This window comes from Rhizobium sp. R339, from assembly GCF_002211395.1.
Lineage (GTDB): Bacteria > Pseudomonadota > Alphaproteobacteria > Rhizobiales > Rhizobiaceae > Rhizobium.
The window spans coordinates 190,591-212,877 of the sequence record NZ_LOKV01000024.1 but is presented as its reverse complement, the minus strand read 5'-3'; the positions used below and the strand labels follow the sequence as shown (position 1 = coordinate 212,877).

The 22,287-nt window shown below is 61.3% G+C and carries 29 protein-coding genes; 3 read left to right on the top strand and 26 right to left on the bottom strand.

What is annotated here, in order from left to right:
• Nucleotides 1–309: 309 nt before the first annotated feature.
• Genes ATY76_RS23910 through ATY76_RS23900 form a run of 3 tightly spaced genes read left to right on the top strand, consistent with a single transcriptional unit; the run spans nucleotide 310 to nucleotide 1,027 of the window.
• Nucleotides 310–585 carry a hypothetical protein gene (locus ATY76_RS23910; protein WP_190233722.1) on the top strand — a complete coding sequence of 92 codons (276 nt, stop codon included), beginning with the start codon at nucleotides 310–312 and terminating at the stop codon, nucleotides 583–585.
• Nucleotides 582–842: a hypothetical protein gene (locus ATY76_RS23905; RefSeq protein WP_245310048.1), complete on the top strand. Its 261-nt coding sequence runs from the start codon at nucleotides 582–584 to the stop codon at nucleotides 840–842. Before ATY76_RS23910 ends, ATY76_RS23905 begins: the two co-directional genes overlap by 4 nt.
• Entirely contained in the window at nucleotides 839–1,027 is a 189-nt protein-coding gene (locus tag ATY76_RS23900) for a hypothetical protein (RefSeq protein WP_088677184.1), read from the top strand. The genes ATY76_RS23905 and ATY76_RS23900 overlap by 4 nt, the downstream gene beginning before the upstream one ends.
• Here the strand turns inward: ATY76_RS23900 and ATY76_RS23895 are convergent, their stop codons facing one another.
• The 26 genes from ATY76_RS23895 to ATY76_RS23770 all read right to left on the bottom strand — a co-directional run bounded on the left by ATY76_RS23895 (nucleotide 1,028) and on the right by ATY76_RS23770 (nucleotide 22,210).
• Nucleotides 1,028–1,507, bottom strand: a complete 480-nt coding sequence (locus ATY76_RS23895) for a hypothetical protein (RefSeq protein ID WP_088677183.1) — start codon at nucleotides 1,505–1,507, stop codon at nucleotides 1,028–1,030.
• On the bottom strand, nucleotides 1,504–1,698 hold the full coding sequence (locus tag ATY76_RS23890) for a hypothetical protein (protein WP_088677182.1): 195 nt from the start codon (nucleotides 1,696–1,698) through the stop codon (nucleotides 1,504–1,506). The genes ATY76_RS23895 and ATY76_RS23890 overlap by 4 nt, the downstream gene beginning before the upstream one ends.
• A complete protein-coding gene (locus ATY76_RS23885) occupies nucleotides 1,695–1,970 on the bottom strand; it encodes a hypothetical protein (RefSeq protein ID WP_088677181.1) in 276 nt (91 codons plus the stop codon). Before ATY76_RS23885 ends, ATY76_RS23890 begins: the two co-directional genes overlap by 4 nt.
• Nucleotides 1,971–2,202: 232 nt before the next feature.
• Nucleotides 2,203–2,562 (bottom strand): hypothetical protein, encoded by a 360-nt coding sequence (locus ATY76_RS23880; RefSeq protein ID WP_088677180.1) that lies wholly within the window; start codon nucleotides 2,560–2,562, stop codon nucleotides 2,203–2,205.
• Nucleotides 2,559–2,879: a hypothetical protein gene (locus ATY76_RS23875; protein WP_088677179.1), complete on the bottom strand. Its 321-nt coding sequence runs from the start codon at nucleotides 2,877–2,879 to the stop codon at nucleotides 2,559–2,561. The genes ATY76_RS23880 and ATY76_RS23875 overlap by 4 nt, the downstream gene beginning before the upstream one ends.
• Entirely contained in the window at nucleotides 2,879–3,403 is a 525-nt protein-coding gene (locus tag ATY76_RS23870) for an N-acetylmuramoyl-L-alanine amidase (protein ID WP_088677178.1), read from the bottom strand. The genes ATY76_RS23875 and ATY76_RS23870 overlap by 1 nt, the downstream gene beginning before the upstream one ends.
• A 90-nt stretch (nucleotides 3,404–3,493) precedes the next feature.
• On the bottom strand, nucleotides 3,494–4,963 hold the full coding sequence (locus ATY76_RS23865; RefSeq protein WP_088677177.1) for a hypothetical protein: 1,470 nt from the start codon (nucleotides 4,961–4,963) through the stop codon (nucleotides 3,494–3,496).
• A gap of 2 nt (nucleotides 4,964–4,965) precedes the next feature.
• Entirely contained in the window at nucleotides 4,966–5,298 is a 333-nt protein-coding gene (locus ATY76_RS23860) for a hypothetical protein (protein WP_088677176.1), read from the bottom strand.
• 148 nt (nucleotides 5,299–5,446) lie between these two features.
• Nucleotides 5,447–6,031, bottom strand: a complete 585-nt coding sequence (locus ATY76_RS23855) for an SGNH/GDSL hydrolase family protein (protein WP_088677175.1) — start codon at nucleotides 6,029–6,031, stop codon at nucleotides 5,447–5,449.
• Nucleotides 6,028–6,792, bottom strand: coding sequence for a hypothetical protein (locus ATY76_RS23850; RefSeq protein ID WP_088677174.1), 765 nt, complete (start codon nucleotides 6,790–6,792; stop codon nucleotides 6,028–6,030). Before ATY76_RS23850 ends, ATY76_RS23855 begins: the two co-directional genes overlap by 4 nt.
• A 3-nt stretch (nucleotides 6,793–6,795) precedes the next feature.
• Nucleotides 6,796–8,304: a hypothetical protein gene (locus tag ATY76_RS23845; protein WP_088677173.1), complete on the bottom strand. Its 1,509-nt coding sequence runs from the start codon at nucleotides 8,302–8,304 to the stop codon at nucleotides 6,796–6,798.
• A 15-nt stretch (nucleotides 8,305–8,319) separates the two neighbouring features.
• A complete protein-coding gene (locus ATY76_RS23840; protein WP_085742378.1) occupies nucleotides 8,320–10,536 on the bottom strand; it encodes a hypothetical protein in 2,217 nt (738 codons plus the stop codon).
• On the bottom strand, nucleotides 10,533–10,958 hold the full coding sequence (locus tag ATY76_RS23835) for a hypothetical protein (RefSeq protein ID WP_088677172.1): 426 nt from the start codon (nucleotides 10,956–10,958) through the stop codon (nucleotides 10,533–10,535). Before ATY76_RS23835 ends, ATY76_RS23840 begins: the two co-directional genes overlap by 4 nt.
• A 6-nt stretch (nucleotides 10,959–10,964) precedes the next feature.
• Nucleotides 10,965–11,576, bottom strand: coding sequence for a hypothetical protein (locus ATY76_RS23830; RefSeq protein WP_085742377.1), 612 nt, complete (start codon nucleotides 11,574–11,576; stop codon nucleotides 10,965–10,967).
• 2 nt (nucleotides 11,577–11,578) lie between these two features.
• Nucleotides 11,579–12,283 carry a hypothetical protein gene (locus ATY76_RS23825; RefSeq protein WP_085743620.1) on the bottom strand — a complete coding sequence of 235 codons (705 nt, stop codon included), beginning with the start codon at nucleotides 12,281–12,283 and terminating at the stop codon, nucleotides 11,579–11,581.
• A 57-nt stretch (nucleotides 12,284–12,340) separates the two neighbouring features.
• On the bottom strand, nucleotides 12,341–15,529 hold the full coding sequence (locus ATY76_RS23820; RefSeq protein ID WP_088677171.1) for a phage tail length tape measure family protein: 3,189 nt from the start codon (nucleotides 15,527–15,529) through the stop codon (nucleotides 12,341–12,343).
• A gap of 28 nt (nucleotides 15,530–15,557) precedes the next feature.
• On the bottom strand, nucleotides 15,558–15,905 hold the full coding sequence (locus ATY76_RS23815) for a hypothetical protein (RefSeq protein ID WP_085742375.1): 348 nt from the start codon (nucleotides 15,903–15,905) through the stop codon (nucleotides 15,558–15,560).
• Nucleotides 15,906–15,928: 23 nt separating this feature from the next.
• Nucleotides 15,929–16,372 (bottom strand): hypothetical protein, encoded by a 444-nt coding sequence (locus ATY76_RS23810; protein WP_085742374.1) that lies wholly within the window; start codon nucleotides 16,370–16,372, stop codon nucleotides 15,929–15,931.
• Between the two features lie 107 nt (nucleotides 16,373–16,479).
• Nucleotides 16,480–17,412, bottom strand: coding sequence for a phage tail tube protein (locus tag ATY76_RS23805; protein ID WP_085743619.1), 933 nt, complete (start codon nucleotides 17,410–17,412; stop codon nucleotides 16,480–16,482).
• 89 nt (nucleotides 17,413–17,501) lie between these two features.
• Complete coding sequence (locus tag ATY76_RS23800; RefSeq protein ID WP_088677170.1) at nucleotides 17,502–17,948, bottom strand: hypothetical protein; 447 nt, start codon at nucleotides 17,946–17,948, stop codon at nucleotides 17,502–17,504.
• 5 nt (nucleotides 17,949–17,953) lie between these two features.
• On the bottom strand, nucleotides 17,954–18,604 hold the full coding sequence (locus ATY76_RS23795; protein WP_088677169.1) for a hypothetical protein: 651 nt from the start codon (nucleotides 18,602–18,604) through the stop codon (nucleotides 17,954–17,956).
• Nucleotides 18,604–18,978, bottom strand: a complete 375-nt coding sequence (locus ATY76_RS23790) for a hypothetical protein (RefSeq protein ID WP_088677168.1) — start codon at nucleotides 18,976–18,978, stop codon at nucleotides 18,604–18,606. The genes ATY76_RS23795 and ATY76_RS23790 overlap by 1 nt, the downstream gene beginning before the upstream one ends.
• 1 nt (nucleotide 18,979) lies before the next feature.
• Nucleotides 18,980–19,645 carry a hypothetical protein gene (locus ATY76_RS23785; protein ID WP_088677167.1) on the bottom strand — a complete coding sequence of 222 codons (666 nt, stop codon included), beginning with the start codon at nucleotides 19,643–19,645 and terminating at the stop codon, nucleotides 18,980–18,982.
• Between the two features lie 2 nt (nucleotides 19,646–19,647).
• The gene (locus tag ATY76_RS23780; protein WP_088677166.1) at nucleotides 19,648–20,247 is read right to left on the bottom strand and encodes a hypothetical protein; all 600 of its coding nucleotides are present in this window, start codon (nucleotides 20,245–20,247) and stop codon (nucleotides 19,648–19,650) included.
• Between the two features lie 70 nt (nucleotides 20,248–20,317).
• Nucleotides 20,318–20,803 (bottom strand): hypothetical protein, encoded by a 486-nt coding sequence (locus ATY76_RS23775; protein ID WP_088677165.1) that lies wholly within the window; start codon nucleotides 20,801–20,803, stop codon nucleotides 20,318–20,320.
• Between the two features lie 69 nt (nucleotides 20,804–20,872).
• Nucleotides 20,873–22,210: a phage major capsid protein gene (locus ATY76_RS23770; protein ID WP_088677164.1), complete on the bottom strand. Its 1,338-nt coding sequence runs from the start codon at nucleotides 22,208–22,210 to the stop codon at nucleotides 20,873–20,875.
• Nucleotides 22,211–22,287 lie beyond the last annotated feature (77 nt).

The window sequence follows — 22,287 nt, the reverse complement described above, 5'->3', positions numbered from 1 at the left end:
CGCGGCAGCTTTCGCTCGCACAACCTGCATGACGGACATCTCAATTGCCATCAGCAACCATACAAACCCGTTCTTCACAGAGAAACTCCTCAGTATAATTGATTAGCTCGTCCCTATCGTCTCCGAGAGCGAAAGGCAATTGACCTTGCATTGGTTACGGCGAGGCAGCCGGGCCAAGCTTGTCATGGCCACCTCCCAGGAAAATGATTATTGACTCGTTCGCCAATGAGAACATATTGAGAACAACGCTCGGGCGGAGCATTCAACAACAGGCGCGGCGGAAAGGACCTCGCAAGAGGATGATGACGCATGGCCGAAACGATCGGCGAGGCAATGGATGCAGGATGGGAGATCCGCGCAAGGTGCGCCTGGGGAAGGCGCGAGGGCTTGAAGAGCGTCCGCGAATGCCCGTGGCGGCACTCGCTCGATGTGGTGACGCTGGTGGCGACGCGGGGGCGCGAATTCCCGCTTGCCAGGTTGTCGGAGCGCATGCGCTGTCCGGTCTGCGGCAGCCGTCGCGTGGCGATCGCCTATCTGCCGAAGAACGAGCCGCGAGTTTTGACGATGAGGAGGAGCACGCCATGACTGAAGGCATGGGCAGGTTTCAGGCAATAAAGGATTGGACGCCCGGCTACATGAACGTCACGCCGGCGCATCTCGATATCATGGCAGAGTGCACAGCCTGCGGAGCGCAGAAGGAATTCTCGAGAGAAAAACTGCCCTCGCAACTGCGCCACGCGCAAGTCGATGATGTCGAGAAACGCCTCAAGTGCGCGTCGTGCGGCGCGAAGGCCGGGAAATTGCGGTTCGGATATTTTGTTGACGAGAAGGGAACGAAATGAGCGACACAGACCGGCCGACGCTGACGAAAGCGCCGGACCTTTATGTCCATTACTGCGAAGTGGAGGGCTGCGGAAAATGGGGCAGCCTCGGCAACAGCCCGTCAAAGCTGGTGCCGGTGCGCTGGTGGTGCGCGGAGCACTTCCCGGAGGCATTCAAGATCAATCGGCCGCTGAAGTGGCCGTGATCACGACGTCAACGAAATCGCGATCGTTACGCCCGAAACGAGGCCGGCAATGAAAAATGCAATCCCGATCAGGAACCGGCTTCTGGCCGGAATATGGCCATTCTCCGCGTCTGGGGCGATCAGGAACATCAGGCAGGCCCAGGCCAGCATCCAGACAATGAATGAGCCGACAGGCGATTCCACAAGAGCCTGCGGCCTGTCGTAAGCGTCGAGGGTTATGGCGTAGATCCGATGCGTCCACAGGATCGCCAGGGTCGACCAGATTGCAACGATGAGAAAATCCGGGCCTTCCCGGCCATTCCTCAAAGATCGGCCAGCGTCGCGCGTGTAGCGGATAAGGCCGGCAGTCGTGGCGCCAAGCACGAGGTCGGAAGAGATTTCGACCATCTGATCATGCGAGAGAAAGAAGTCAAATAACCAATATGCCAAGGCTGCGCCGACTGCGGACCATGCTGCGATGCTGGATTTCAGCCGCTTCATCGCTTCTTTCCTTCTTTCATGCCATTCAATGTGGCGACCGCCATTTGATGGACGCGGTCGCGCCGGCGGCCGAATGTGATGACGGTCTGGGCAAGCTCCTGCTGAAGGTCCAGCTTCTCCCGCTCGATCTCAGGGTTGACGTTCCCGCTCGGGGCCTGCTGCGGCCGCTTGATCCAGGTAGGCAGCTTCATTCGCCCCTCCTCCTGCCGTTGATTTGCGCCATGGCAAGCGGCAGGATCACGTCCATCGTGTCGGTGAACTTCTGGGCCAGGGGCGTCACGAGCTTCAGCGTCGCGATGTGCTCGGTCTGCGCCTTCTCCAGCGCCGCATCATAGGCTTTTCGGTCTTGAGCCCGGCCGTACCGCTCGTACAGATAAAGACCAAGAAAAATGAGGGTGGTGGCGGCGAAGACGCCGCCGTTTTGCAGCATCCATTTGGCCAGCTCAGCTGGAATACCTACCATTATCTTAGCCTAACCGCCTCGCTACTGCGCCGCGTCGACGGCCGCCACACAGGCGGCCCGGCGGTACTCGCCTATATTCCTCGCCGCCCGGTCGGCGGACCAGTTGTCGAAGATTTCTTCCTGCGTCATGTCCCGGTCCGGCTTTGGTGATAGCGCCGGGGTCGCCTTTCGGCAGTCGGGCGGCAGGGTCACCGAAACCGTCCTGGTGATCACAACCGGTTCGGGTTTTGCGTCAGTCAGGGAGCATCCGGACGCGATCGCGAGAAAGGCCAATAGCACCGCCATCAGGGAGAGCCGCATTTCGTTTCCTCAGTTCCTCGAGCTGCTGGGATGCGGCGTTGACCCGGTCGGCCGCGTCCGCCTGGATCTGGATCACCGCCTGCGCCTGGTCGGCAATCTTCCGATTGGCTTCGGCATTCGCCTTTTCGAGCTTCGCCGTCCATGTCTGGTCGGACAGCGCCTTCGCGTTTTCGGCCGCCTCGGTGACCATCGAGCGGATCTCGCGGATGGAACCATAGATCAACCCGGAGATGACGAGCACGAGCGCTAGCGCCGCAAGGCCGATCGCGGCGGGCTTGGAAAGACCGATCATCCGACTTCATCCTTTACCGATTGATCCTGCGTCGCCTCGCCGTCGATCGCGACCGGCGGCGTGGCATATGGCAACCCCGTCCTGGTCGCGAAAATCGCCGCGATGTCCTGTGCCGTGGCAAAGCCGGTGTAGAAAAACACCGAAGCGATGATGTTGACGATCAGGCCCCAGGCGATCGTCTCATTGACGCGCGTGTCCTGGGCGCCGATCAGCACATAGATGAACCAGAACGAGACCATGATGTTCGGAAAGATCACCGCCTTCCGCCATTGCCAGCCCGGTTCGCCGCTCGGCTTCGCCTCGGCCTTGCGGCTCATCAGAGCAGCGCCTGCACCTGGGCGCGCATCCTGTCGCCGCAGGCCTTGGCGCCGACGGCTTTCGGATCGAAGGGCAGCCGCGCCACATCCCATTTCCCGGCCTGCTGGATGCCGAGATTGGCCTGCACCTCGGCATGGCTGAGGATGGTCTTGGGCGTAACCGGGATCCTGTAGAAGCTCGCCAGGTGCGCGATCACCTCCATCGCCCGGTTCCACTGCGTTTCCGTCATCGGAAACCGGCCGGCGTTGAACGGGGTTTCGACAGCCCCCGCCATGCAGGCCATGGAAACGCCGATCGAGCCGGTATTGCAGCCGCGCGTATGGGCGGCATAGTCGTCGTCGCTGGTCACGACGTTGTCGGCGATCGAGTGATCGCCGCGCACCACATTGCCGGCGTTCTCGACGATGAAGTGATAATGCTCCTTGTCGAGATCCGACGCCTTCCAGGCGCCGGCCGACCAGTGCAGGATGACACGGCTCATCTTCACCGACTGGAGCCACTCCAGCGGAAGTCGGTATGACATTGGATTTCTCCGTTTTTGGGATGTGAAAATGCCGCCCGCAGGCGGCCACGCTAAAAATCCGGCGCATTCAAAAGATGATGGCGTGCAGCCTTACCAGCCGTCCGCAATAAGGCGGTCACCTATGTAACCGGCCATAAGGGCGACACCATTAGCCCCGAGATGGAGGCTGTCGATGGAAGAACCGTTATCGAAGCGCAAAGCATCGCAAACGTAATCGCCGGCATAAGCTGCAGCGTCGGCAAACGGCTGCCCGGGTGCAGAAAGCGCGACGAGCATAGAGCGAACATCCAGAAAGTTGTTCGGGAATGCCGCCGCGACAGCCGCGTTGTTCGCCATCTTGGCGTTGTAGCCGGCGGTGCCTACGAACTCGTTTTCCGTGTTAAAGCTCGGGAGAATGAGAAACTTCGCGCCGGCAGGGAGATCACTCACAGCAGCTTGCACGTCTCCTAGGACGGTGTGCCCAGCAGCCGCCCCGTTTGTGCCAGCGAAGTAGATCATGGCGCGGTCAAAATAGTCTTCGTCATCCAACTTTCGTTGGGTAACTTGGTCCGTTTTCTGTCCGCCGATACCGCCGTTGTAGATCCTTCTACCCATGCGCGCGGCGACAATGTTTGTCCAGCGCTCAGCCGGATTGGTGAGGTAGTCCAGTGCGGTGAAGCTGTCGCCAAAGGCGGCGAAATTGAGCAGACGCGAATTGGATCTCGGATCTTTTGCCAGCCACTCATTACCAGCATTGAGACCTGCCTGAAGCCCCCATTTAAACGCGAGGTACGCCGTCACCAGTGCGCTTTCATCGAGCGACAGGACGCGGTCATACACCACGATTTCGCAGATGAGACCATTCCAGCGGCCGCTGGTAACATCAGGGTCGCCGCCGATCCGCCAGGCACCGAGCGCGCTGTAAACCGGTACACCGTTAGCCCCGCCACGGGTTAGTCCGTTGACATAGTTGTATGCAAGGGCCGTCGTTCCGCGCATTTGCGAAACTGTCGGGCCGGCGCTTTCGGGGGCGGCCGGATCCGAAATAGCGGCAGAACCGCAATACTGGTAAACACGGTTGGCAACATTGCCCACGTCGACCTGCAGGCCCGTTCTCACGTTGCCTGCTAGGGCTGTCTGACCGAGATGGAGAAAAGCCGCCGTGGGGCTTCCGTAATCGTTATCCCATACGATGAAAACCGAGTTCGGACCCGCCGTAAACGGAAAGCACTCGGAAGATACGTCGAGATGATGGGTAGTCCCGAACTTCAGCGCGTTCAGCCCGCCCATCGTCCGCAGGTTTGTTGTCGGTCGGTTGCTGCCGGATGCAGTCGCCTGCCCTCCGTAGGAACCCTTATTTGCCCAAGCGCTGACGAGTCCTGCCGAATGCGTGATCGTCGACGCGTCTGACGCATCGAAGTCGATCACTAGCCCCGGAATATCAGTCAAGGCGGCCATAGCCGGCAGCGACGGCGAGCCGCCGCCGCTTCCCCGCCTCGAATACGGCCGACGATCGACGGTCTTCTCGACCGTCTTCGCCAGCCCGCGAATATCTGCAATCCTCGTCGCAATGCCCGCCATGATCAGGCACTCACGACATTGCATTTCCAGCCGGCCTGCGCCGGGATGTCCTTTTCATCGCTCGCGATGAAATGCGATCGAGCCGTGTTCTGTCCCGAGCCGACCGCCTGGCTGGCATCCGGAGCCGACCCGGCCGCCGCGAACATCTCCGCGCTTGCCGGAGCGCGCACGCGAAACACCAGCGAGGCGCCATCCTCGGGAGCCGAGAGCGTAGGCGCGACCTGCGTCGTGCTCTGCCCGAGAGCGATCGTCTCCGACCACAACGGAAAGAACAGTTTGGCTCCGCGGACATCCTTGACGTAGCCGCACTGCACATGAGCGCCTGAGATAGCCATGCTTCAGTCTCCTGGTTGAGAGTAATTTCATCCGGCGGACCGAGCCCGCACGGTTGTATGCTGCGCGGCCAGCGAGGCAGCGCAGGATCTCGTTCGTCTTGTCGGAAAAACTCAGTTTATGCCGCCGGGCCGCCCCCTGGCAAACCTGCTAGCTTACCAGAGGACGCAGCGATGAAATCATCGTGGGTACAGACCTGGATGACACCGCGGCTTTGGTTGGGTGGACGCCATCAGGCACATCAGTCGTCGTTGCGCCTACCCAACCAGGCGCCAAATCGATGAGAGTGAGTTGGCTATCGGCGGCGCAGATGTCTCGATAATTCTGAGCGTATGCAGCCCAATTCACGCGATCTGATACAGGATACAGACCGCCAGCCACCGGTGGGTTCATGATCATCAGGCAGATTTTGACGTTCGGATCATTGGCCCGAAGCTGCGAGATCATGCTCAGATGGTTCGCCTGCGCTTGAGCTACCGAAATACTCCGCACGATGTATGCATCGTTCATATTGTATTCCAGCACGACGATCTCCGGGCGAGTCCGGAGGGCGCGATAGAGGAACGTCAGTCCGATCGCGCTATCTGCCCCATTCTCTCCGAAATTATAGATGCGCGCGATCGACTGCTTCCCCTCACGCAATCCACGCTCGACCTGGCGCTGCCAAAGGTTGAAGTAATCGCCTTGATAGGTCAGGCTAGTGCCGCAGGTGGCGATGCGAATTTCCTTGCTCATTTTTTGCTCCTGCGGTCCCAATAACCGACGGTTTGGACCGAACTATTCATGTTGCTCGCCGCATAGCCGACAACGCGGCTGTTGACGTCTGTCATGACGATGCCACGATAGCCCAGGGTATCCGCTGCGGGCTTGACCCCCATGGTGTAAAACCGGCCCATACTGGGATCGCCGCCATCGGGGTCCATAAGGCCAATTTCACCGCCGCCCGTGTTTACCAGTATCAGCGCCTGAACTTCGCACTTGAAGCCGATCGGCGATTTCATTGTGATGACGGTGGAAGATGCGCCAAGATTGCCGCTGTACTGATTTTCCATGACACCCCACGCACACCAATCTTCTGTCTGGGTATACGGGATGATGTTGGCGGAGCCATCGGTGAGGACGCTCCAAACCCGCCGGCTGGGGGCCATCTCCCACCCTGTCGGATACGCTGGGTTCGTGAGTGACCCAGAAGCGAGAATATCGACAACGCCGGTAGTCGGATTCTGCATCACGTGAAGGTGATACCAAGTGCTGACCGCGAGCGAGCCTTGGTCTAGGGCGCCATTGCCACTGCCGGCCGCCCAGTTCTGATCGAGGCGCTTCATCATGCCTGCCGTCAACATGATATCGGCATCGTCGAGTTGCGACCGGCAAGATCCGGGCGCAACAACAATCCGTTTCGTCGGAACGGTCGGATCTCGTGACGTCTCGAGGCCGACAAGATATTGCGGAGGCAGGCCGCTCTGCGTCATTGACGGCGGAATCTTCTGGACCATTGGTTATGCCTTTATTTCTTCAACGACGAGGGTTGCGGCAGACACGCCGCCCAAAAGGCGGCCAGCAGTAGAGCCGTTTAGACGAGCGGTCCCCGCCACAGCATCCGGCCCGACACGAACAGAGATTGTCACTGCGGTCGTTATCCCCGGTACGAAATCAACTTCGACACTCGACATAAATGCCTGATCTGCCGACACTACGGTAACGCCGACAGCATTCCTGGCGTCCGCAGCCGTTCCGTTGATGCTCGTTCCAGTGGCAAATATCGCAGCTATCACAGTGCCGGCCGCGCTGCGCGAAACCTGCCCTCTAAATCGACAACGGAGTTTGTTGGTCACCGATTTAGGTGTGATGGCGAGTGTGAGAATTTCTGTTCCCTCAGTAATTTGAGGTGCCGTGTCGTCTCTCGGAATAACGGCCGTCAGAGTGGCATTGGCCGCATACGACGCACTGACGCTGTCGACGACGGCGCCCGTGGGCATCTGAGCGTTTGTTATCGCAGCGCCGCTGGCCGCTGCTCCGATCTTCGTGCGAATGTTGGCTGCATCCGCCGCAGACATCTTGGCGGCGGTGACTGCATCGCCCCCAATCTTGGCCGTGGTTATCGAGCCGTCGCTTGGTGCGCCCACTGTGATCTTGTTGCCGAAGCGGACGTCGACCTCTACCCCCGTCGGAACCGGTGGCGACGGTATCCGCAGATAGGCGTTGCCGCCCGAATGCTCCAGCGTGTAAGCCGAAATCGGCTGCGAGACCCCGCCAACGTTGACGAACATGTTGTTGGCGCTGCCCGGGTCGATTGAAAGCAGGAAGTCTGTAGTCGTACCATCGCCGGTGAAGCTGTTCTGGACATAATTGTTTTTGGCGAGATCTGCCCAGTCGGCCGCCTCAGCCGCCGCTGCCTCGGCGCGGTCCGCAGCATCTTCAGCGGCGGCGACGATCGCCGACGACACCTGGTCGCTGACCATGCGGAAAGTCGATCCTGCAATGACCCCGAGCAGTTGCATCCCGGCGATCAGACCGCCAGTCACGACGTCATTGCCGGAATTGGTCTTGACCGTCAGAGGGGAGCCGCCATTGAAGGAGACCGTGACGGGCGTCCCACTATTCGTCTCGAAGACCCCGAGGATAATCAATGCAGATTGGCTAACCGGGATGCTGGTCGTTGCCTGAATAGCGTTCGGTGTGCCTGCTCCGACATCTGTTGCGACGATGAAGGAATAAGGAAGGTCCCCAAGTCGTGTCCACGAACCCGAATTGGCAGCCCCGTTCTTTCGGTAGATGCCGTTATAGGCAGCTGTCGGATCGCTAATGACCCATGCCATGGTATTGGCCGTTTGCGAAAGGTCTGCATAAAGCGCTGCCTGGGTGGCATAGACCTTCCCACCGCTGGCGAGGAAGGCATTGATTGATCCCTCCACCCACGTGCCCCATTCGCGAATCTGCTGTTTGTCCGGCTCAAGCGGGTTGGACGAAGGGCCATCAGCCCAGATTTGCACGGCCTGCATCGGCATAGAAGTGTTTCCTTCTTAAGTAACTGTAAAGGCGCCCGTCGGCGTTCGCGTGCCCTCGACGCCCGAGGCGTTCACGGAAGCCACCCAGCCGTAATAGGTGCCGGCCGGCCGCGTGATAGTTCGGGCATAGGAACCGTTGGGCGCGCCGGCCAGCGCCGGGCTATTGAATGTCGCCGTCGCCGGATTGTTGACCGTATTGTAGTAGACGCGCGCCGAGGCATAGAGGCTGCTGTTCGGCGCGGTCCAGTTGATCGTCACCTCCCCGGGCACCCCGGTTATGACAGCGCCGATCGTGACAGCGGGGGGCGCAGTAGGGTTGACGGTTGAAAACACGGACTCCGTGGCGGACCAGTCGGAATACTTGCCCTTCGCGGAAATGAAAGCAGCCTGGACATCAAGCCACCGATCGCCGGGCACGACATCCGTGGCGCAGACGATGAACCCGCCTGAGGCATCGACGTTGACGATCGTCTTTTCAACCCAAGCGCCAGGATGGCCGCCACCTGTGTCCTGGATCCGGTAACGGATCGCCGGCGTAAGGCTATTGTCGGTCGGATCGACGAGCGAGACGTTAAGATAGACTGAGCCCGCTGCGGCGACTGCCACAGCGGAACTGATGACCGGCGTCGGCATATTTGCCGAATTCGGTTTTGCCGGCGCCGCCGGCTTTTGACCCTCGAGAGCTGTCGACCATTGATCGATATTGTCCGGATGCTGGATCACCTCGAGGCTGAACCCTCCTCGCATGAGATCGAGCACCGCCCGCCGGTTTTCGATGACCTTTCCATCAAGCCTCGGCAGCCGGTTCGGAGTCGCCAGCCTTATCCAGCGGCTGTAGACCGCGTTGATCCCGGAAAGACGAACATTGAGCGACCCCCTCACCTTCTGCAGGATGCGCTGCCATTCGCGCCATCCCAGTCGGCGCGCCTGGCGCCAGTTCGTCACCCATTGATAATTGGCGTCCTCGGCGAGCACGCGACCGGCCAGAAGCTGCCTGTCTTCATCCTCAAAGAAATCAGTGTCCGAGGTGGAGTAGCCGACATCCGGATAATTGAATTTCGGAACGAGGCGGTTGATCTCCTCCTCAAAAAGCACGTCATACTGAATGCGATGACCGACGATGTCGTCGTCGCCAAGGGTAACGACGCGGCTTTCGCGGAACTTGCCGGCGGTGAAGAGCAGAGCCCCGTCGCCGCGCTCGCAGAGCCAGCCATCGCAAGCCGCCAGGATCGCGTTCGTGCCGACCTTCGGCTCACGCTCGGTCGTATCCCAGCCGCTGCACTCGTACCGCTTTTCAACGCCGCCGCCTGTGATCGTGACGAGCTCGTCGCAGACGTCTGCCTCTTCGATCCACATGTCGAGCACAGGCAAAATTGCCTTGCGGTAATCGCGCCGATGACCGAACTCGCTGAAGCACCAATGCCAGGCGAGCTGCAATGCCGGGTTCTTCGAGAAACCCCAGGTCGCCGGCAAATCCGGATCCTGGTCCGGATCGCGAAAGTCCCAGACATGAGCCCCACTGACTTCAACCGTAAGCCGAGGGATATTAAACGGGAAAACAGTGCTGAAGTCCTTCGCTTTCGGCGTAAAGGCCTTCATTGCGATCGATGCCTGCCCATCACCTCGATGATTGTTCGTCCAGATTCCCGAACTGGCGAAGGCGCTTACCATAGGAGCGTAGGGTGTTTCAGGATTGGCCCCCAATCGAGCCAATAATTGCACCAGATCGGAACCGTATCGCCCATCCTCAAGAGCCTGGACATAACCAGATTCATCGAGCGCGACTTCATCGTCATGGAGATAGAAGCGATTGTAGGAATGGACCGCATGCCCCGCGATACCCTGGACGGCATATAGCGCTGCACCGAGCGCTTCCCACAGCATATAAGCGCCCGCCATGCGTGTCGTACCGATAACCCAATGGCGCGGCGGCACGGATTGCGTCATCGGCGCCTTGCCGTCTTCCGGCTTCGGCGGCTTTGGTGCCATTGCCGCCTGAATGCCGACGGTGATCGCTGTCGTGACCAGCGCCGTCGTCAGGCTGCCGAGCACGCCGGCCGTCGTTGCGCCGAAGCCGATCGCCGTGAAAAAGGACGTAAACAGCGGCGTGAAGATCGGGTCGCGGCGCGACAGTGGATAATGCACCGTCGTATTGCGAAGCCTGCCTTCCCAGATATCGCGCTGGAACGCCAGCGCATAAGTCGCTGAATAGAAGCGCTCATCGGCAATCACCGCGACCACCTCCAGCAGGCGACAAGCCGTGCCTTGCGATGCGCGATGCCGCCTGGTCCGGCAGGACCGAGAACTGACCAAAGCGGGCCGAAACAGAGAGCCGAAACATTGCGTTCAACCGGCTCGCTTCCTTCGAAATCGACGAGGGTCCGGATCACAGCCATGTCGCCCGTCGACGGCTGCTGTACGCGCCGCCAACCTTGGCCGACGAGCAGCGGCCCGACGAGCTCCGCAAGTCCGCCGGCGGCGCCGATGAGTGCGCAAGCTCCCTCAGCGCTGTCATAGGTGCCGCGAAAGGCTTCGGCTGGATCGCGGCCGGTGAGCGCGAGCGCATAAGTGCCGCACCAGGTCGTGCAGTCTTCGCCGCCAACGCCGCCCCAGCGGAACCTGACGCGCCTTTCGATATAATCCTTGATCAGCATAGCGCCCTAGAAGTTCGGCCACGCCGGCTGCACGCCGCGCGAATATCGGATCGTGTTGTTGCAAAAGTCATCGGTCGGGGAGACCGCATGCTGCTGCGCTGATGACCACAACGCCCGGGAGGGCCGGCTGCGCATGTTCTCACCGGCCACGACCGAGAGCGAAAGCGAAAGCGTCGGCTGCTCACGACCGGAGACGACAGGCATCGATTCCGCCGTGCGCGCCGCTACGCCTTGCCAGAGCGGTATGATTTCGGTCATCGGCTGATAGTAATCGTCCAGCGTCGTGATGCCGACATGCACCAGCGCCCCGCGCACCTCTGGTATGGAGTCGATCAGCCGCGAACCGGACGCCGGATCAACGCCGGACATCGTGAAGTCAACCGCATCTGAAGTGCCGTTCAGCAGGATCTCGAGCGACGGAAGCCCGACCAGCCGACCGGCGCCGAGATAGATGGTTCCGTCGGGATCGATGCTGTCGAAGCGAGCAGGAATGTCATGCACCCCAAACCAGATATGCAAAGATGGCTCAGTTGCCACCCGCATGAACAGACCGAGCAGAGTGCTAGATCGCAGTCGATCCAGCACGGCCGAAGGCACATAGTTGACGTCGTAAGCCATGCTTAAAACGCCTCGTCGAAGGTGAGCGACGGGCGCATTAGCCAAAATCCTTCCACATCAGATAGGATCTTTGTGCCCATCGAAAGTCTGGCGGCAAAGCGTGGCCGCGCGAATTCGATGCGTGTGCCCGCTACCACCGCCTCGCGTAGCGCCGGGCCAATTGCCAGCGTGTAGTCACGCACGGGATATACCGTCCCCTCGATCGTCTCGCTGCCCTCTTCGGATATCGATATGACGTCCCAATACCGGTAGGCCCGCCAGCCCTTGACGCTCGCATGATAGATCGAGAACCAATCGGACCATCTCAATCGCCGGGAAGCGCTGTAGACCCGAATCTGAAGTTGACCAGCGCCCAAGCCAGCATCTTGGATCACCGATCCCCAAACCGTCGCCTGACTGTATCCCGACGTGTCCGAAAAGTGCGACCCATCGGAATGCGGGATGCCGCCGATGATCGGCTGCGGCCAGCGCCCGAACGTCGGAAACGGTCCCTGCCAGTCCGTTTTCAGAGGCACATCGACGAAGCGGAAAGACCCATTCAGCCGGGCCGCAAGCCACGTGACGTATTCATGCTCTTCGGGCGCCTGCACAAAGCAACCGCCATAAGTGGCGGTCAGGAAGCCGCCACCCGACATTTCCATGGTACTTTCCTGGCCATTGCCGTTCCTGCCACCGCCGATCGCGTTGCCGTCGACGTCGAAGGTCATGCGCGCCGGCTTCAGAAAGTCGATGTCCAGAAGGGGAAGATTGAGGAAGCTCACGCGTCACGCCCTTCGCCAGGCAAAATGCTGCTGCTGGGAGCCGAAACCGGACCGCTCCATTTCCTTGTTGTAGCTGTCGAGACCGGCTGCAACGCCCTGTTCGACCAATTTGCGGACATGATCGTCTCCATTGGCGCCGCTGATGTTGACGTTCAGGGGAACCGGTCCGCGCGGCCCGGTTCCGCGATTGCTGTTCGCCGCCAGCATGCTTTCGGTCCTGTGGTTCGGAACGACCTGGCTGCCACGCGGCAGATTCACGATCTCTCGCCCACGTTCGCCGACGATCGCCAGTCCGCCCGGCGCGAAATCGGTGCCGTCGGCAAACAGACCGGTGATCTTGCCCGAAGCCGCAAGGGCGGCCTGGCCGCCGGCAGGCTTGAAGCCACCGAAGATACCGCTCAAGAAACCGAACAGGCCGCCACCGCCGCCCCCGGCAGCCCCCGTTGGCGCGGCGGGGAAGAATGAGGAGGAAAGCGACTGCCCGATCTTTCCAAGACCGCCCCCGAAGGTATCGAGGCCCTTCGTGGCCGCACTCGCCGAATTCGCCAGCTTGGTAACTGCGTCGGCTGCACCCACGTTGCCGCCGGCGCCGATCCCATCCCATTTCCCGACGCCGACCTTGGCGGCGCCGTACCAGGAGCTCCAGCCGTTCTTGGAGGCATAATCAAGGGCGAAATCCACGCCAGCCGGACCATTCGCGGCAACACGCGGGTCAAGCCCCGTCTTCGACATGAACTGATTGCCGAGGCCGCCGTTCATGTAGAGCTGATACGGCCCGAATGATGGTTCACGAACGCCGTTTTTGATGTAGCCGGATTGAAGGTTCCAGCTGCTGAGACCACCTTCCGACCGCGCCACCTTCAGAGCGGTTTCAGGGTCAATGCCACGCTTCAGGGCCGCCTGCGCGATATAAGACCCCACTTCGCCAAGCGGCGCCCGCGAAACCGGAATGACCGGCGCTTTGCCCATATTGTCGTTGGCCGCACCAAGGACGCTTCCCGCCAGACCGACACCTGCGCCAGCAAGACCGCCGGCGCTCGTTGTCCCCGTGCCGCTAAAAAGCTTGCCGAAGATGATGTTGATCACCCGCTCGAAAGCCTGGTCGCCAGCCTTGGTCATTGCATTGAGGAAGGAATTCAGCAAGGCCTTGCCCGCTGCCTCACCGATCTTGCCGCCGCTGCTGACCAACTGCTGTCGAAAATCGGACACGAAGCCGGTCACAGTTTGCTTGAGCTCAGCTGCATTTTGGTTCTGCCGCATTTGCTGCGCCAGCGGAGAATCGAGGTCGACCGGCAAGCCGGCGCCGCGCTGCCGCGAAGCGATCTGCTGATCTCCCGACGATCGGAAGAGCTGCTCGCGCTCGAACTGCAAATCTGCATTGAGCCGCACTTTCGCCGCTTCCGTCGCTGCCTTTGCATAGGCCTCAGAGAGCTTCTCGATCTCGGCGCGTTGATCGGCCGTGACTGTACGACCCTTCTCCTGCGCCTGCTGGAGCAGTTCCAGTTCCATGCGCATCTTCTGGGCCGCAATGCCGGCCTCACCGGCAGTAGCCGCCTCGAGCTTCATCTGCTCTATGCGGTCGTTGGCGTTGTTGATCAGATCGCGGTAGGCTTCTGCGGCCGATTTTCCAGCCTTGTCTTCGCCTGGCAGCCCCTCCATCTCGATGTTGGGCCTCTGCCAGGGTACCGGCACGCCCACGCGGGCACCATCGCCGTTGACGATCGTCGGGTTCTGATTGTCGAGCCGTCGCTGCGCCTCTCGTTGGGCTGCCAGCACACGGCGCCGGGACTCTTCATCGAGGACGCCGTTGACGACGGGAACGGCTGCCATGGCGCGTCCAGCTGCTTCGTCGGCAGGTGAAAGCGCGGTAGCGCCAACTCTGCGCAGTTCCTCGAGGGCCTTGCTAAGTTCGTTGATCTGGCCGACCTGGCCGGATGCCGCCGGCCCCACCAATCCCAATCCCTCGCGCAGCTTCTCCAGCGCAATGTCTGTCAGGCTGAGATTTGCGTTGAGCTCCCTCACCTTGTCCGTAAGCGGATTCTTGGCGAGGACATCACGCGTTTTTTCGATGCCGGTTATGCTGTCCGGCAGTTGCGTGAACCGGCCGACACGAGGATCGGAGAAGCCCTGGCGCTCCAGATCCATGTTCGTCGTCACCTGCTGGGCGACCGCACTCTTAAGCCGGAGAGAGGCGATCTCCAGTTCGGATTGCGCCATTGCACGCGCAGCTTCCTGCCGCTTCAGCTCAAGCTCTAGCAGCGTGCGCTTGGCCTCGTATTCCCGCTGGGTCCCGGCGACGATCGCGGCCGAAGCCACATCATGCGTGCGGGCGGTCGTGTTGAGCGCCTTGGCGTATTCCCCCTGGAGCTGCTGCAGTTCCTTGAGCTGCGATTGGACGGCACCCATTGGGGCCGCCTGCGCGGCCAGCGACTTCGTGACGTCATCGACAGCCAGCCGCGCTTCAACGGTATTGACGGCGAAAAGCTTATAGGCGCCATAAGCGATGGCGCCAGCCGCAGCGAAGGGCAGGACGTACCTGGTAGCCGCCGACAGGATCGCGCCAAGATCCTTGAGCAGGGCATTGACGCCGCCATTGCCGCCGTAAAGGCCGACGATCTGGGATCCCTGCTGCAGGAGAACGGTGGTGACCGGCATGCCACCGTAAAGCGACACGCCGATATCCTGAACCTGAGGGCCCAGGTTCTGCCGCCTGAATTGCGCCTGGTTGTCGTTGGCGACGCTAGACGGCTTGACCACAGCCGGCACGACCCTCGCCTGCTCCTCAAACCGGGCATTCGCCTGCTGAACTGCCTTCGACAGTTCGACCTGACCGCGTTCGGCAATCCTCGCAGCATCGGCCATCATGCCGTACTTGCGATAGATGCCGTCGAGGATGGCCGAGGCCTGCGTCATCTCGATCTTGCCGAGCTCGACGCCGCGGGTCAGCTGGTTGACCGCCTGGTTGAAGCGCTGCGTCGTCGCGTAGCCGTCCACATATTGGCGAGAAAGTTTCGACAATATGTTCGTCGCGGCGCTGATCTTCTGCTCGTTTTCCGTAAAGCTGTCGCCAAGGCCCTTGCCCGACTGGCGCATGCGGTCATCGGCAGAAACCTTCTGCTGGGCGCCCGCAGTGTATTTGCTCGCGTCCATCTCTGCGGAGACGCGCAGCGTACGGATTTCAACGTTTGCCAAGGGAACCTCGTAGAAGAACGGCGCAGCCCTATCGCTGCGCCTCTTTCTGTTTGCGCTCGGCCTCTACCGCCTCTGAGCGCTCGCGCTGGATCTTCAGCCATTCGCCGTCGATCGCATTCATGAAGACATGGAACCGCTTCAGCCGATCGCCCGATATGCCGTGGTCGCGGGCATATTGGCTAAGCGCCGAATAGTAGATCGGCCCCTCGCCGCCCATGGCGCCGAAGAAGCGGTCATACTGCAGGGCGTCGAAAGCCTCGAAATACATGGCGTGCCACGCCTGAGGCTCGAAATCGTCCTGCAGGGGCGAGCGGCGCGGTCGCAGCCACTCCTGGTCAGGTTCTTGCTCGAACAGCTCTTCCAACCATTCGAGCATTTCGGGGGAAGCCTTCGGCCCGCTTACGCGGCTGCGGAAGGCTTTCCGGAGTTTTTTACCTCGGCCTCGACGAACTCGACATTGACTTCGGAAATCTTGGCAGCGCACCACTCCACGGCGGCGACGACATTGCGGTATTCCGGATCGCCGAGAACCTCCCGCGCCGTCTCCGCGGAATAGGCGACATCGAGGCCCTTCCATCCGTGCAGAAGATGCTCGGCATAGAGCTTGCCCAACTCGACCTTCATCTCCAGCTTTGCCGGCGCGGCCTCGCCCGGCTTCGGCTTCGGCTGGCTGGCCTGCCGCGCAATGCGCATCAGCAGATCATCGCGCGCCGCCTGGTAGGCCGGCAGATGCAGGGAGGAGACGTTGAATTCTACGCCGGGCCAATCCGGAAACGGAACCCAGTCCCCTTCCGCCTCACGCTTCAGGTCCGCCTTCAACGAGGCGAGCTTTACCACTGTCATATCGGGACTCCATCATTGGGGCTTCGGGGAAAGGCGAGCGGCGGACGGCCCCGAATTCGTCCGCCGCTCTTACCGCCGGCGCCGTAAAGGAAACGCCGGCGATCTGGTTATGCGGGATCGCGGGTGATGGTGATCGAGCCGGCCGCCGTTGCGTCGAAATAGGACTGGAACGGGATATCGATCATGACCGCCTGGCCGTTGCCGCCGACGACCGGGCCGCCGTCGAGGAACTTCGTTTTGGCGAGCGCGATGGCGTAAGAATTGCCGAGCTCGTCGAGGAGCGTAGTCGAGATGCCGATATCGTCGTGGTCGAGGATCGCCGTATAGGCGTCCATGTTCTCGAAATAGGTCGTCAGCGAGCCGGTCAGCTCGAAGCGGCCGAGGCCGTGCGAATAGGGTTCGTAGGCGCCGACGACATCGTTCTGATAGATGTTGTTGGTGATGTTGAGCGTCATCGCCTGCACCTTCGGCGCATTGGTGAGACCGGTGAAGCTCAGCGCCGAGACGTTGAGACCGGCATTCAGCACCGGCGTCGTCGTCGCTGCCGCATAGGTCGCACCCGTCAGGATGGCGCTTGTCGGCGTCGGCGAGCGGATGCCGAGGATGCCCCAGTTCGCCTGCACGGACTGGCGAGCGCGCAGCGTCAGCGCCAGCGTGTTGAATCGCACCGCCTGGAAGCGGACGTAGGTATCGGTCGCGCCCTGCTCGTAGAAGTATTCGAGCGTGCCTGCCTGCTGCAGGATGCCGTTCTTCAGCACGTCGCTCGACCAAGTCGAGCAGAGCAGCCGCGCAAGCCAGGTGTCGAAGGTGCCGTAGGACAAGAAGGTGTTGATCGTTCCCTGCACGGAGCGGCCGACGTCGACGATCGACGCGACGTTGCGGTCGGCGCGGATCTCGTTCGGAATATCCGTCTGCTTGGAAATGCGCACGTCGGAAGAGACATAGCGCATGATCTGGAAAGCGGGGGTGGCGGGCGTGGTGCCGATCGTTACTTCCGAAACGTCGGCAAGGCGCACCTGACTGCCGTCAGCTACCGTCATTGAAGGCTCCATAGCGGATTTGCCACGTCGTCAGACGATGGCGGCGTGCTTGCCCAAGGCACGGTAAAGGCAACCGGCAGCGCCGGAAATCACGGGGTCAGGTCGGTATAGTCGCGCCGGTACCAGCCGATCGTCGCAGTGAAGGCCCAATAATTGGGGAAATCCCTTCCCGGTTCGCCGGCGCCGAGCGACATAGTCGGCATGAACAACGCTTCGCCCGTCGACGGATCGACTAGGATCGGCTGTTCCCGAAACAGGTTCGTCAGTTGCTTCGCCCAGGTTCTGGCCTGTCGGCTTCCACCGCCCGATTTCGTCATCACGTGCAGATAAGTCGCGCCGCGCTCCAGCCACTGGTTTGCCTGCGGCGCCCCGAAGGTCTCCTGGTCGAGCACGTCGCCATAGATTTCCACGTAGACGAACGGCAGGTCTGCTTCGATCAGGTCCTGCGCAAATTCGTTCTCGAAAACGAGCGCCGTTGCGGTCCAGGCGTCGCGCAGCCGCGTCTCGAATGCGTCATAAACTTCTACGGAAGACATAAAGCTTACACCTGATTGATTACGACGGCCGGATAGGTGATCTGCATGCCTGCCTGCCGATCCTTTCGCCGTCCCTGAGCACGCTTGAGAACATAAGGCATCCCCGGATGCACCCCTGCGCTGACGTCAAGCCACCGCGTTTCGAACACGAAAGCCGCCGCGTTGCGCCCCTCGTTGCCGAAACGGGAGGCGAGCGCCCGCTTCGTTCCGTCGAAGATCGAATAGCGCTTCGCGCCAAGCAACCCATTCTCCGCCTTGCGGACATAGGGCTGGAAATTGGTGATGATGACCTCGGCATCCGGTCCGATGGCATCGTAGTCGGTCACCTCGTGCTGGTTCGCCAGCACGATGAAGCTGCCGCGGAACCGCCCGCTCTTGACCGGCGATCGACGCCGGAGCTCGTCGAGCGCGAAGGTGATGATCGGCTCCCAGAGCGAGAATTCGTAGATGATTGGCCCGGGCGCCTGGACAGTCTCTTCCGGCGCGCCCTGCCGACCATTCACATAGCGCTCATAGGTCCCACTCGCCCGCCCGCTGGATATCACCTCGCGGACGCTGTCCTTTGCGAACTTCGCGAGCAGCGCATTGATCGCCTCCGGCTCCAGATCCGCCGTCGCCAGCTTCAGATCCCGCTCGAAGATGTCGACCCCCTCCATCAGCCGGCCACGATCAGATTGCAGCGAACCCACTGACCAGCGACATAAATCGGGTCAGAGAATTTCACCTGACGCTCCCGGCCCTTCACGACCATAAAGTCATTTGCCCGCGGAAGGCGCGGGTCGACCGCACCAGGTGCTGGCGGAGAGCCCCCGGGCCATCCGTCCGCGAGGATCTCCGTCGGAGACATGACCACGCTCAGATCGTTCTGAGTGACCGTCCCGACCACCTTCTGCGCATTCACGCCACGAACGCGGGCACGGCAGCCCACATCCGCATTTCCGGAATTCGACTTTCGCCGCAAGATGACGTCTTCGCCGGAAGCGAGCAGGGCGGCGTCGAGATCCGCTATAATGCGCTCGGGAGACAGCATGTCAGACCCTGAAGTTCCGGAATCGCTTCAACTGACCGGCAACCATGTCTGGCACGGCTCCCTCTCTCGCTTGCCCCGGTACGGACCCAACCCAATAATCCGTGGTTGTGCTCTCGACTTCGAAAACATCGGTCTGCACTCGCTTGACCAGCGGATCGCGCGACCTTGCCAGCCATTCGGATCGGAAGAAATCCATTGCCGCGAATTTCAGATCAGCCGGGATCGTCTCGAAACCGGCGGTGTAGACGACTACGATCTTCGAACTGCGCCACGACATCGGGCAATCCGACCGCATACGTGCCAGGATTCCCGCCTCCGGATCCATGATGTAGTCATCCGTCGTTAGCGCTGTATCGCCATCGGTAAGGCTGGTGATCGTGATGTTATGCCGGCGGGAAAGTAGTAAGCGCTCGAGGTGGACGTTATAGAAGGTTTCGGTGAGCGTTTCCTTCTTCAGTGTCGGTTCGCCGCCGCTCCCGACGGCGATATTGCATTCCGACATGATCGCGGCTGCGATACGCTGATCGAGCGTCAGCAGAAGCGCATCCTTGCTCGCATCATCCTCGGCAAGCCCAGCGGCCTCCCGACGCTCTGCGACGGTCAAGAGCGTCAGGTCCGTCGCCGCCGTCGTGACGACGAGAGTGCTCCGCATGGGCTTCCGGATCATCTTTATTCCGCCTGCCCGTCGCTTTCGCCGCTGGCGTCGGCCGGCGCATCGTTCTCACCGGGCTCGCTGGTTTGGCTTTCACCCTCGCCACCTTGGCCTTCTTCGGAGCCCTCATCGCCCTCGAGCGCGACGACAGGCGGCGGAGTGATGATGCCGGCGGCGATCAAAGCGGCGATGAGGTCGGCTTTTTTGGCGCGGCTCGAAATCTCGATACCTGCCCTCTCGCAGAGCTCGTAGAGCTCGGCGTTGCTGAGCGCTTCCAGCGCGGCCGTATCGGGGGTCGCATCGACAGGATGAATGACGCTCCAGGCGAGCTCCCTGGCCGCGATCATGTTGGGGAGCTCGACATCCTTGCTGATGTTGACGCCGCCCGGGTCAAAGAGATCGTATCCACCGCCGGGGATCGCCTCGACGCGGAAGCCGCGCGGCAGCTCGTCCGGCCGGTTGGCGACGACAGGTTCGGGCGCTTCCAGCCCCGCGGCCGCGATTTCTTCGTCGGTCACGGCCTCGACTGTTCCCATGGCCAGGCACGACTGAGCGGCGTCATATGGCATGTTGATGATGTTCCCGGCCTCCCGGCCGATCAGCTGTCTGACAAACATGGGTCACCCCTGAAATGTGTCGATCGGAGATTTCCGCCGGGCCGAAACCCGGCGGCCATCAAGTCAAAGATCAGTCGACGATCGCGCTCGGGGGTGTTTCCTGACCATAGCGCAGGTCGGTGAGCAGGAAGACAGCCGCGGTGATGTTGGCAACGTTGGAAGCGCCGGTGGTGAAATAGACGCAGTCGAAGCCATTGTTGATGTCGAGCAGCGCGGGGTCGATTTCAAAGACCACCTGCTTGTTCTTGAGCGCCGCGTCCGTTGTGTAATTGACGGCGTCGGCCCGGCGAACAAGCGTGTCCGACGTCGCCGTGTCGAGGTTGGACCAGATCGGCACGGCATTGGCGAGAACCTTGGCGCCGGTACCGGCCACATCCTGAGCCTGCATCGGCGTCAATGCGACGGTTGCGGCGTTGCCCTGCGTCAGAGACACAAGGATATAGGCCTTGCCGGCATTCTTCAGATTGATGATGTCGGAGCTGCGGCCGGCCGCATCGGTGGCGGGAGCCATGGCCTCGACGATCTTCAGCTGCTGGGGAAGCGTCAAGCGAGTCATTTCGCGTTATCCTTCGATGAAAGTGGGGGGGAGGAAGAAAGCGGCCGCGAAGGCCGCTTCCAGTCAGGATCAGCGCGTCTGCAGCGCGATGAACGGGCTCTGCGTCTTCGTCCCCTTGTAGGGCGTCATCGGCACGGACCAGATCGGCTGGCCGTTGAACCGATAGACGAAGCGGAAGCAGGTCTCGTCGTAGATGAACCGCACGTGGATGGACGAGGCGGATTCCATCGGTCCCTTGTCGATCGCCAGGTACTGCGAGAGATCGACCAGCATGATGTCGCCGGCGGTACCGAGCGTCGCCGCATACTCGACCGGGATAACGGGACGGCCCATCAGCGTCGCATACTGGTTGCCGCCCTGGCCGGCCGGCGTGAACATGATCTGCGGCGCTGCAATGCCGCCGACATTTTCCGTGCCGGCAACATTCTTGATCTTGATGTTGAACTGGTAGAGCTGCGGCTCGACGTCCTGGTTGACAATCCAGACGGCGTTCTTCCGCGAGCGGGCCGGCATGCGCGCCCACATGTTCAGCACGTTCTCGGCGACGATCGTCGCTGCAAGCTGGCCACTCTCCTTCGGCACGGTGATGACCGCGCCGCTGTTGAGGAAGCCGAGAGGCATACCCGCGCCAGATCCGTTGACGATCGCGTCTTCGATCTTGAAGAGGAACTCGTCGGAGAACGCCTGGTAGAGCCAGGCGGCGAGAGCCGTGCTGTCCTGCAGGAGTTCGTCGGTCGCGTAGCAGAGGCCGGTCAGCTTATCGAGATCCATCTTGATCTGCCGGAACTTCGGACGCGAAGCCGTTTTGAGCTGCGCCTCTCCGGTCCAGAAGGCCTGCACGCCGCCCCAGCGAGAACCGTTTGCACGGCTGGTCTCGTCGACGCCGTTCATGCGGATACCGCTGAAATTTGCCCCGATCGGGATGCGGTTGACGCGGCTGGCGATCTCACCGGCTTCATAGGTGTTCTGGAGAAGATCGTTGGCGAAGTCGGTCTGGACGAGGAAGCCGCCATCGGCGGCAATGCCCTCGGACATGCCGGTCGGACCGGCCGAGGGGGCGGCAATGAGGCGCGGATCGATCGAGCGATAGGAAGGATGGTCGGCCCGCGCGACCGCCATCATCTGCTCGCCAAGGGAGGCGAACCGCGCGCCATCATTGCGGCCGCTGCTGCGGTGATCGGCGGATTCGTTGCCGTCGACGGCCGCGCCGACCGAGCGCTGGCGCTCCATTTGACGCTCGGCGCGTTCGATATTGGCGTCGATCTCGACGAGTTCGGCGCCGATGGCGTCATCCCGCGCGTTTTCGTCAGACGTAAGATTGCGGTTTTCCTTTGCCGCAAGATCGAAGATCGCCTGGGCTTCGCGGACGAGATCGGCGCGACGCTGGCGGAATGCCTTGATGGTCATGTGTCTAGCTCCAAAGTTTGGTGGTGCCGGGAGGATGGGCGCGGAATTCTGCCCACGGTCCCGGCAGGGCGTGGGGC

What these genes read in the sequence shown, in the direction of transcription:
- ATY76_RS23910 (WP_190233722.1), top strand. Translation starts at nt 310, where the DNA reads ATGGCCGAAACGATCGGCGAGGCAATGGATGCAGGATGGGAGATCCGC.
- ATY76_RS23905 (WP_245310048.1), top strand. Translation starts at nt 582, where the DNA reads ATGACTGAAGGCATGGGCAGGTTTCAGGCAATAAAGGATTGGACGCCC.
- ATY76_RS23900 (WP_088677184.1), top strand. Translation starts at nt 839, where the DNA reads ATGAGCGACACAGACCGGCCGACGCTGACGAAAGCGCCGGACCTTTAT.
- ATY76_RS23895 (WP_088677183.1), bottom strand. Translation starts at nt 1,507, where the DNA reads ATGAAGCGGCTGAAATCCAGCATCGCAGCATGGTCCGCAGTCGGCGCA.
- ATY76_RS23890 (WP_088677182.1), bottom strand. Translation starts at nt 1,698, where the DNA reads ATGAAGCTGCCTACCTGGATCAAGCGGCCGCAGCAGGCCCCGAGCGGG.
- ATY76_RS23885 (WP_088677181.1), bottom strand. Translation starts at nt 1,970, where the DNA reads ATGGTAGGTATTCCAGCTGAGCTGGCCAAATGGATGCTGCAAAACGGC.
- ATY76_RS23880 (WP_088677180.1), bottom strand. Translation starts at nt 2,562, where the DNA reads ATGATCGGTCTTTCCAAGCCCGCCGCGATCGGCCTTGCGGCGCTAGCG.
- ATY76_RS23875 (WP_088677179.1), bottom strand. Translation starts at nt 2,879, where the DNA reads ATGAGCCGCAAGGCCGAGGCGAAGCCGAGCGGCGAACCGGGCTGGCAA.
- ATY76_RS23870 (WP_088677178.1), bottom strand. Translation starts at nt 3,403, where the DNA reads ATGTCATACCGACTTCCGCTGGAGTGGCTCCAGTCGGTGAAGATGAGC.
- ATY76_RS23865 (WP_088677177.1), bottom strand. Translation starts at nt 4,963, where the DNA reads ATGGCGGGCATTGCGACGAGGATTGCAGATATTCGCGGGCTGGCGAAG.
- ATY76_RS23860 (WP_088677176.1), bottom strand. Translation starts at nt 5,298, where the DNA reads ATGGCTATCTCAGGCGCTCATGTGCAGTGCGGCTACGTCAAGGATGTC.
- ATY76_RS23855 (WP_088677175.1), bottom strand. Translation starts at nt 6,031, where the DNA reads ATGAGCAAGGAAATTCGCATCGCCACCTGCGGCACTAGCCTGACCTAT.
- ATY76_RS23850 (WP_088677174.1), bottom strand. Translation starts at nt 6,792, where the DNA reads ATGGTCCAGAAGATTCCGCCGTCAATGACGCAGAGCGGCCTGCCTCCG.
- ATY76_RS23845 (WP_088677173.1), bottom strand. Translation starts at nt 8,304, where the DNA reads ATGCCGATGCAGGCCGTGCAAATCTGGGCTGATGGCCCTTCGTCCAAC.
- ATY76_RS23835 (WP_088677172.1), bottom strand. Translation starts at nt 10,958, where the DNA reads ATGCTGATCAAGGATTATATCGAAAGGCGCGTCAGGTTCCGCTGGGGC.
- ATY76_RS23830 (WP_085742377.1), bottom strand. Translation starts at nt 11,576, where the DNA reads ATGGCTTACGACGTCAACTATGTGCCTTCGGCCGTGCTGGATCGACTG.
- ATY76_RS23825 (WP_085743620.1), bottom strand. Translation starts at nt 12,283, where the DNA reads ATGACCTTCGACGTCGACGGCAACGCGATCGGCGGTGGCAGGAACGGC.
- ATY76_RS23815 (WP_085742375.1), bottom strand. Translation starts at nt 15,905, where the DNA reads ATGCTCGAATGGTTGGAAGAGCTGTTCGAGCAAGAACCTGACCAGGAG.
- ATY76_RS23810 (WP_085742374.1), bottom strand. Translation starts at nt 16,372, where the DNA reads ATGACAGTGGTAAAGCTCGCCTCGTTGAAGGCGGACCTGAAGCGTGAG.
- ATY76_RS23805 (WP_085743619.1), bottom strand. Translation starts at nt 17,412, where the DNA reads ATGACGGTAGCTGACGGCAGTCAGGTGCGCCTTGCCGACGTTTCGGAA.
- ATY76_RS23800 (WP_088677170.1), bottom strand. Translation starts at nt 17,948, where the DNA reads ATGTCTTCCGTAGAAGTTTATGACGCATTCGAGACGCGGCTGCGCGAC.
- ATY76_RS23795 (WP_088677169.1), bottom strand. Translation starts at nt 18,604, where the DNA reads ATGGAGGGGGTCGACATCTTCGAGCGGGATCTGAAGCTGGCGACGGCG.
- ATY76_RS23790 (WP_088677168.1), bottom strand. Translation starts at nt 18,978, where the DNA reads ATGCTGTCTCCCGAGCGCATTATAGCGGATCTCGACGCCGCCCTGCTC.
- ATY76_RS23785 (WP_088677167.1), bottom strand. Translation starts at nt 19,645, where the DNA reads ATGATCCGGAAGCCCATGCGGAGCACTCTCGTCGTCACGACGGCGGCG.
- ATY76_RS23780 (WP_088677166.1), bottom strand. Translation starts at nt 20,247, where the DNA reads ATGTTTGTCAGACAGCTGATCGGCCGGGAGGCCGGGAACATCATCAAC.
- ATY76_RS23775 (WP_088677165.1), bottom strand. Translation starts at nt 20,803, where the DNA reads ATGACTCGCTTGACGCTTCCCCAGCAGCTGAAGATCGTCGAGGCCATG.
- ATY76_RS23770 (WP_088677164.1), bottom strand. Translation starts at nt 22,210, where the DNA reads ATGACCATCAAGGCATTCCGCCAGCGTCGCGCCGATCTCGTCCGCGAA.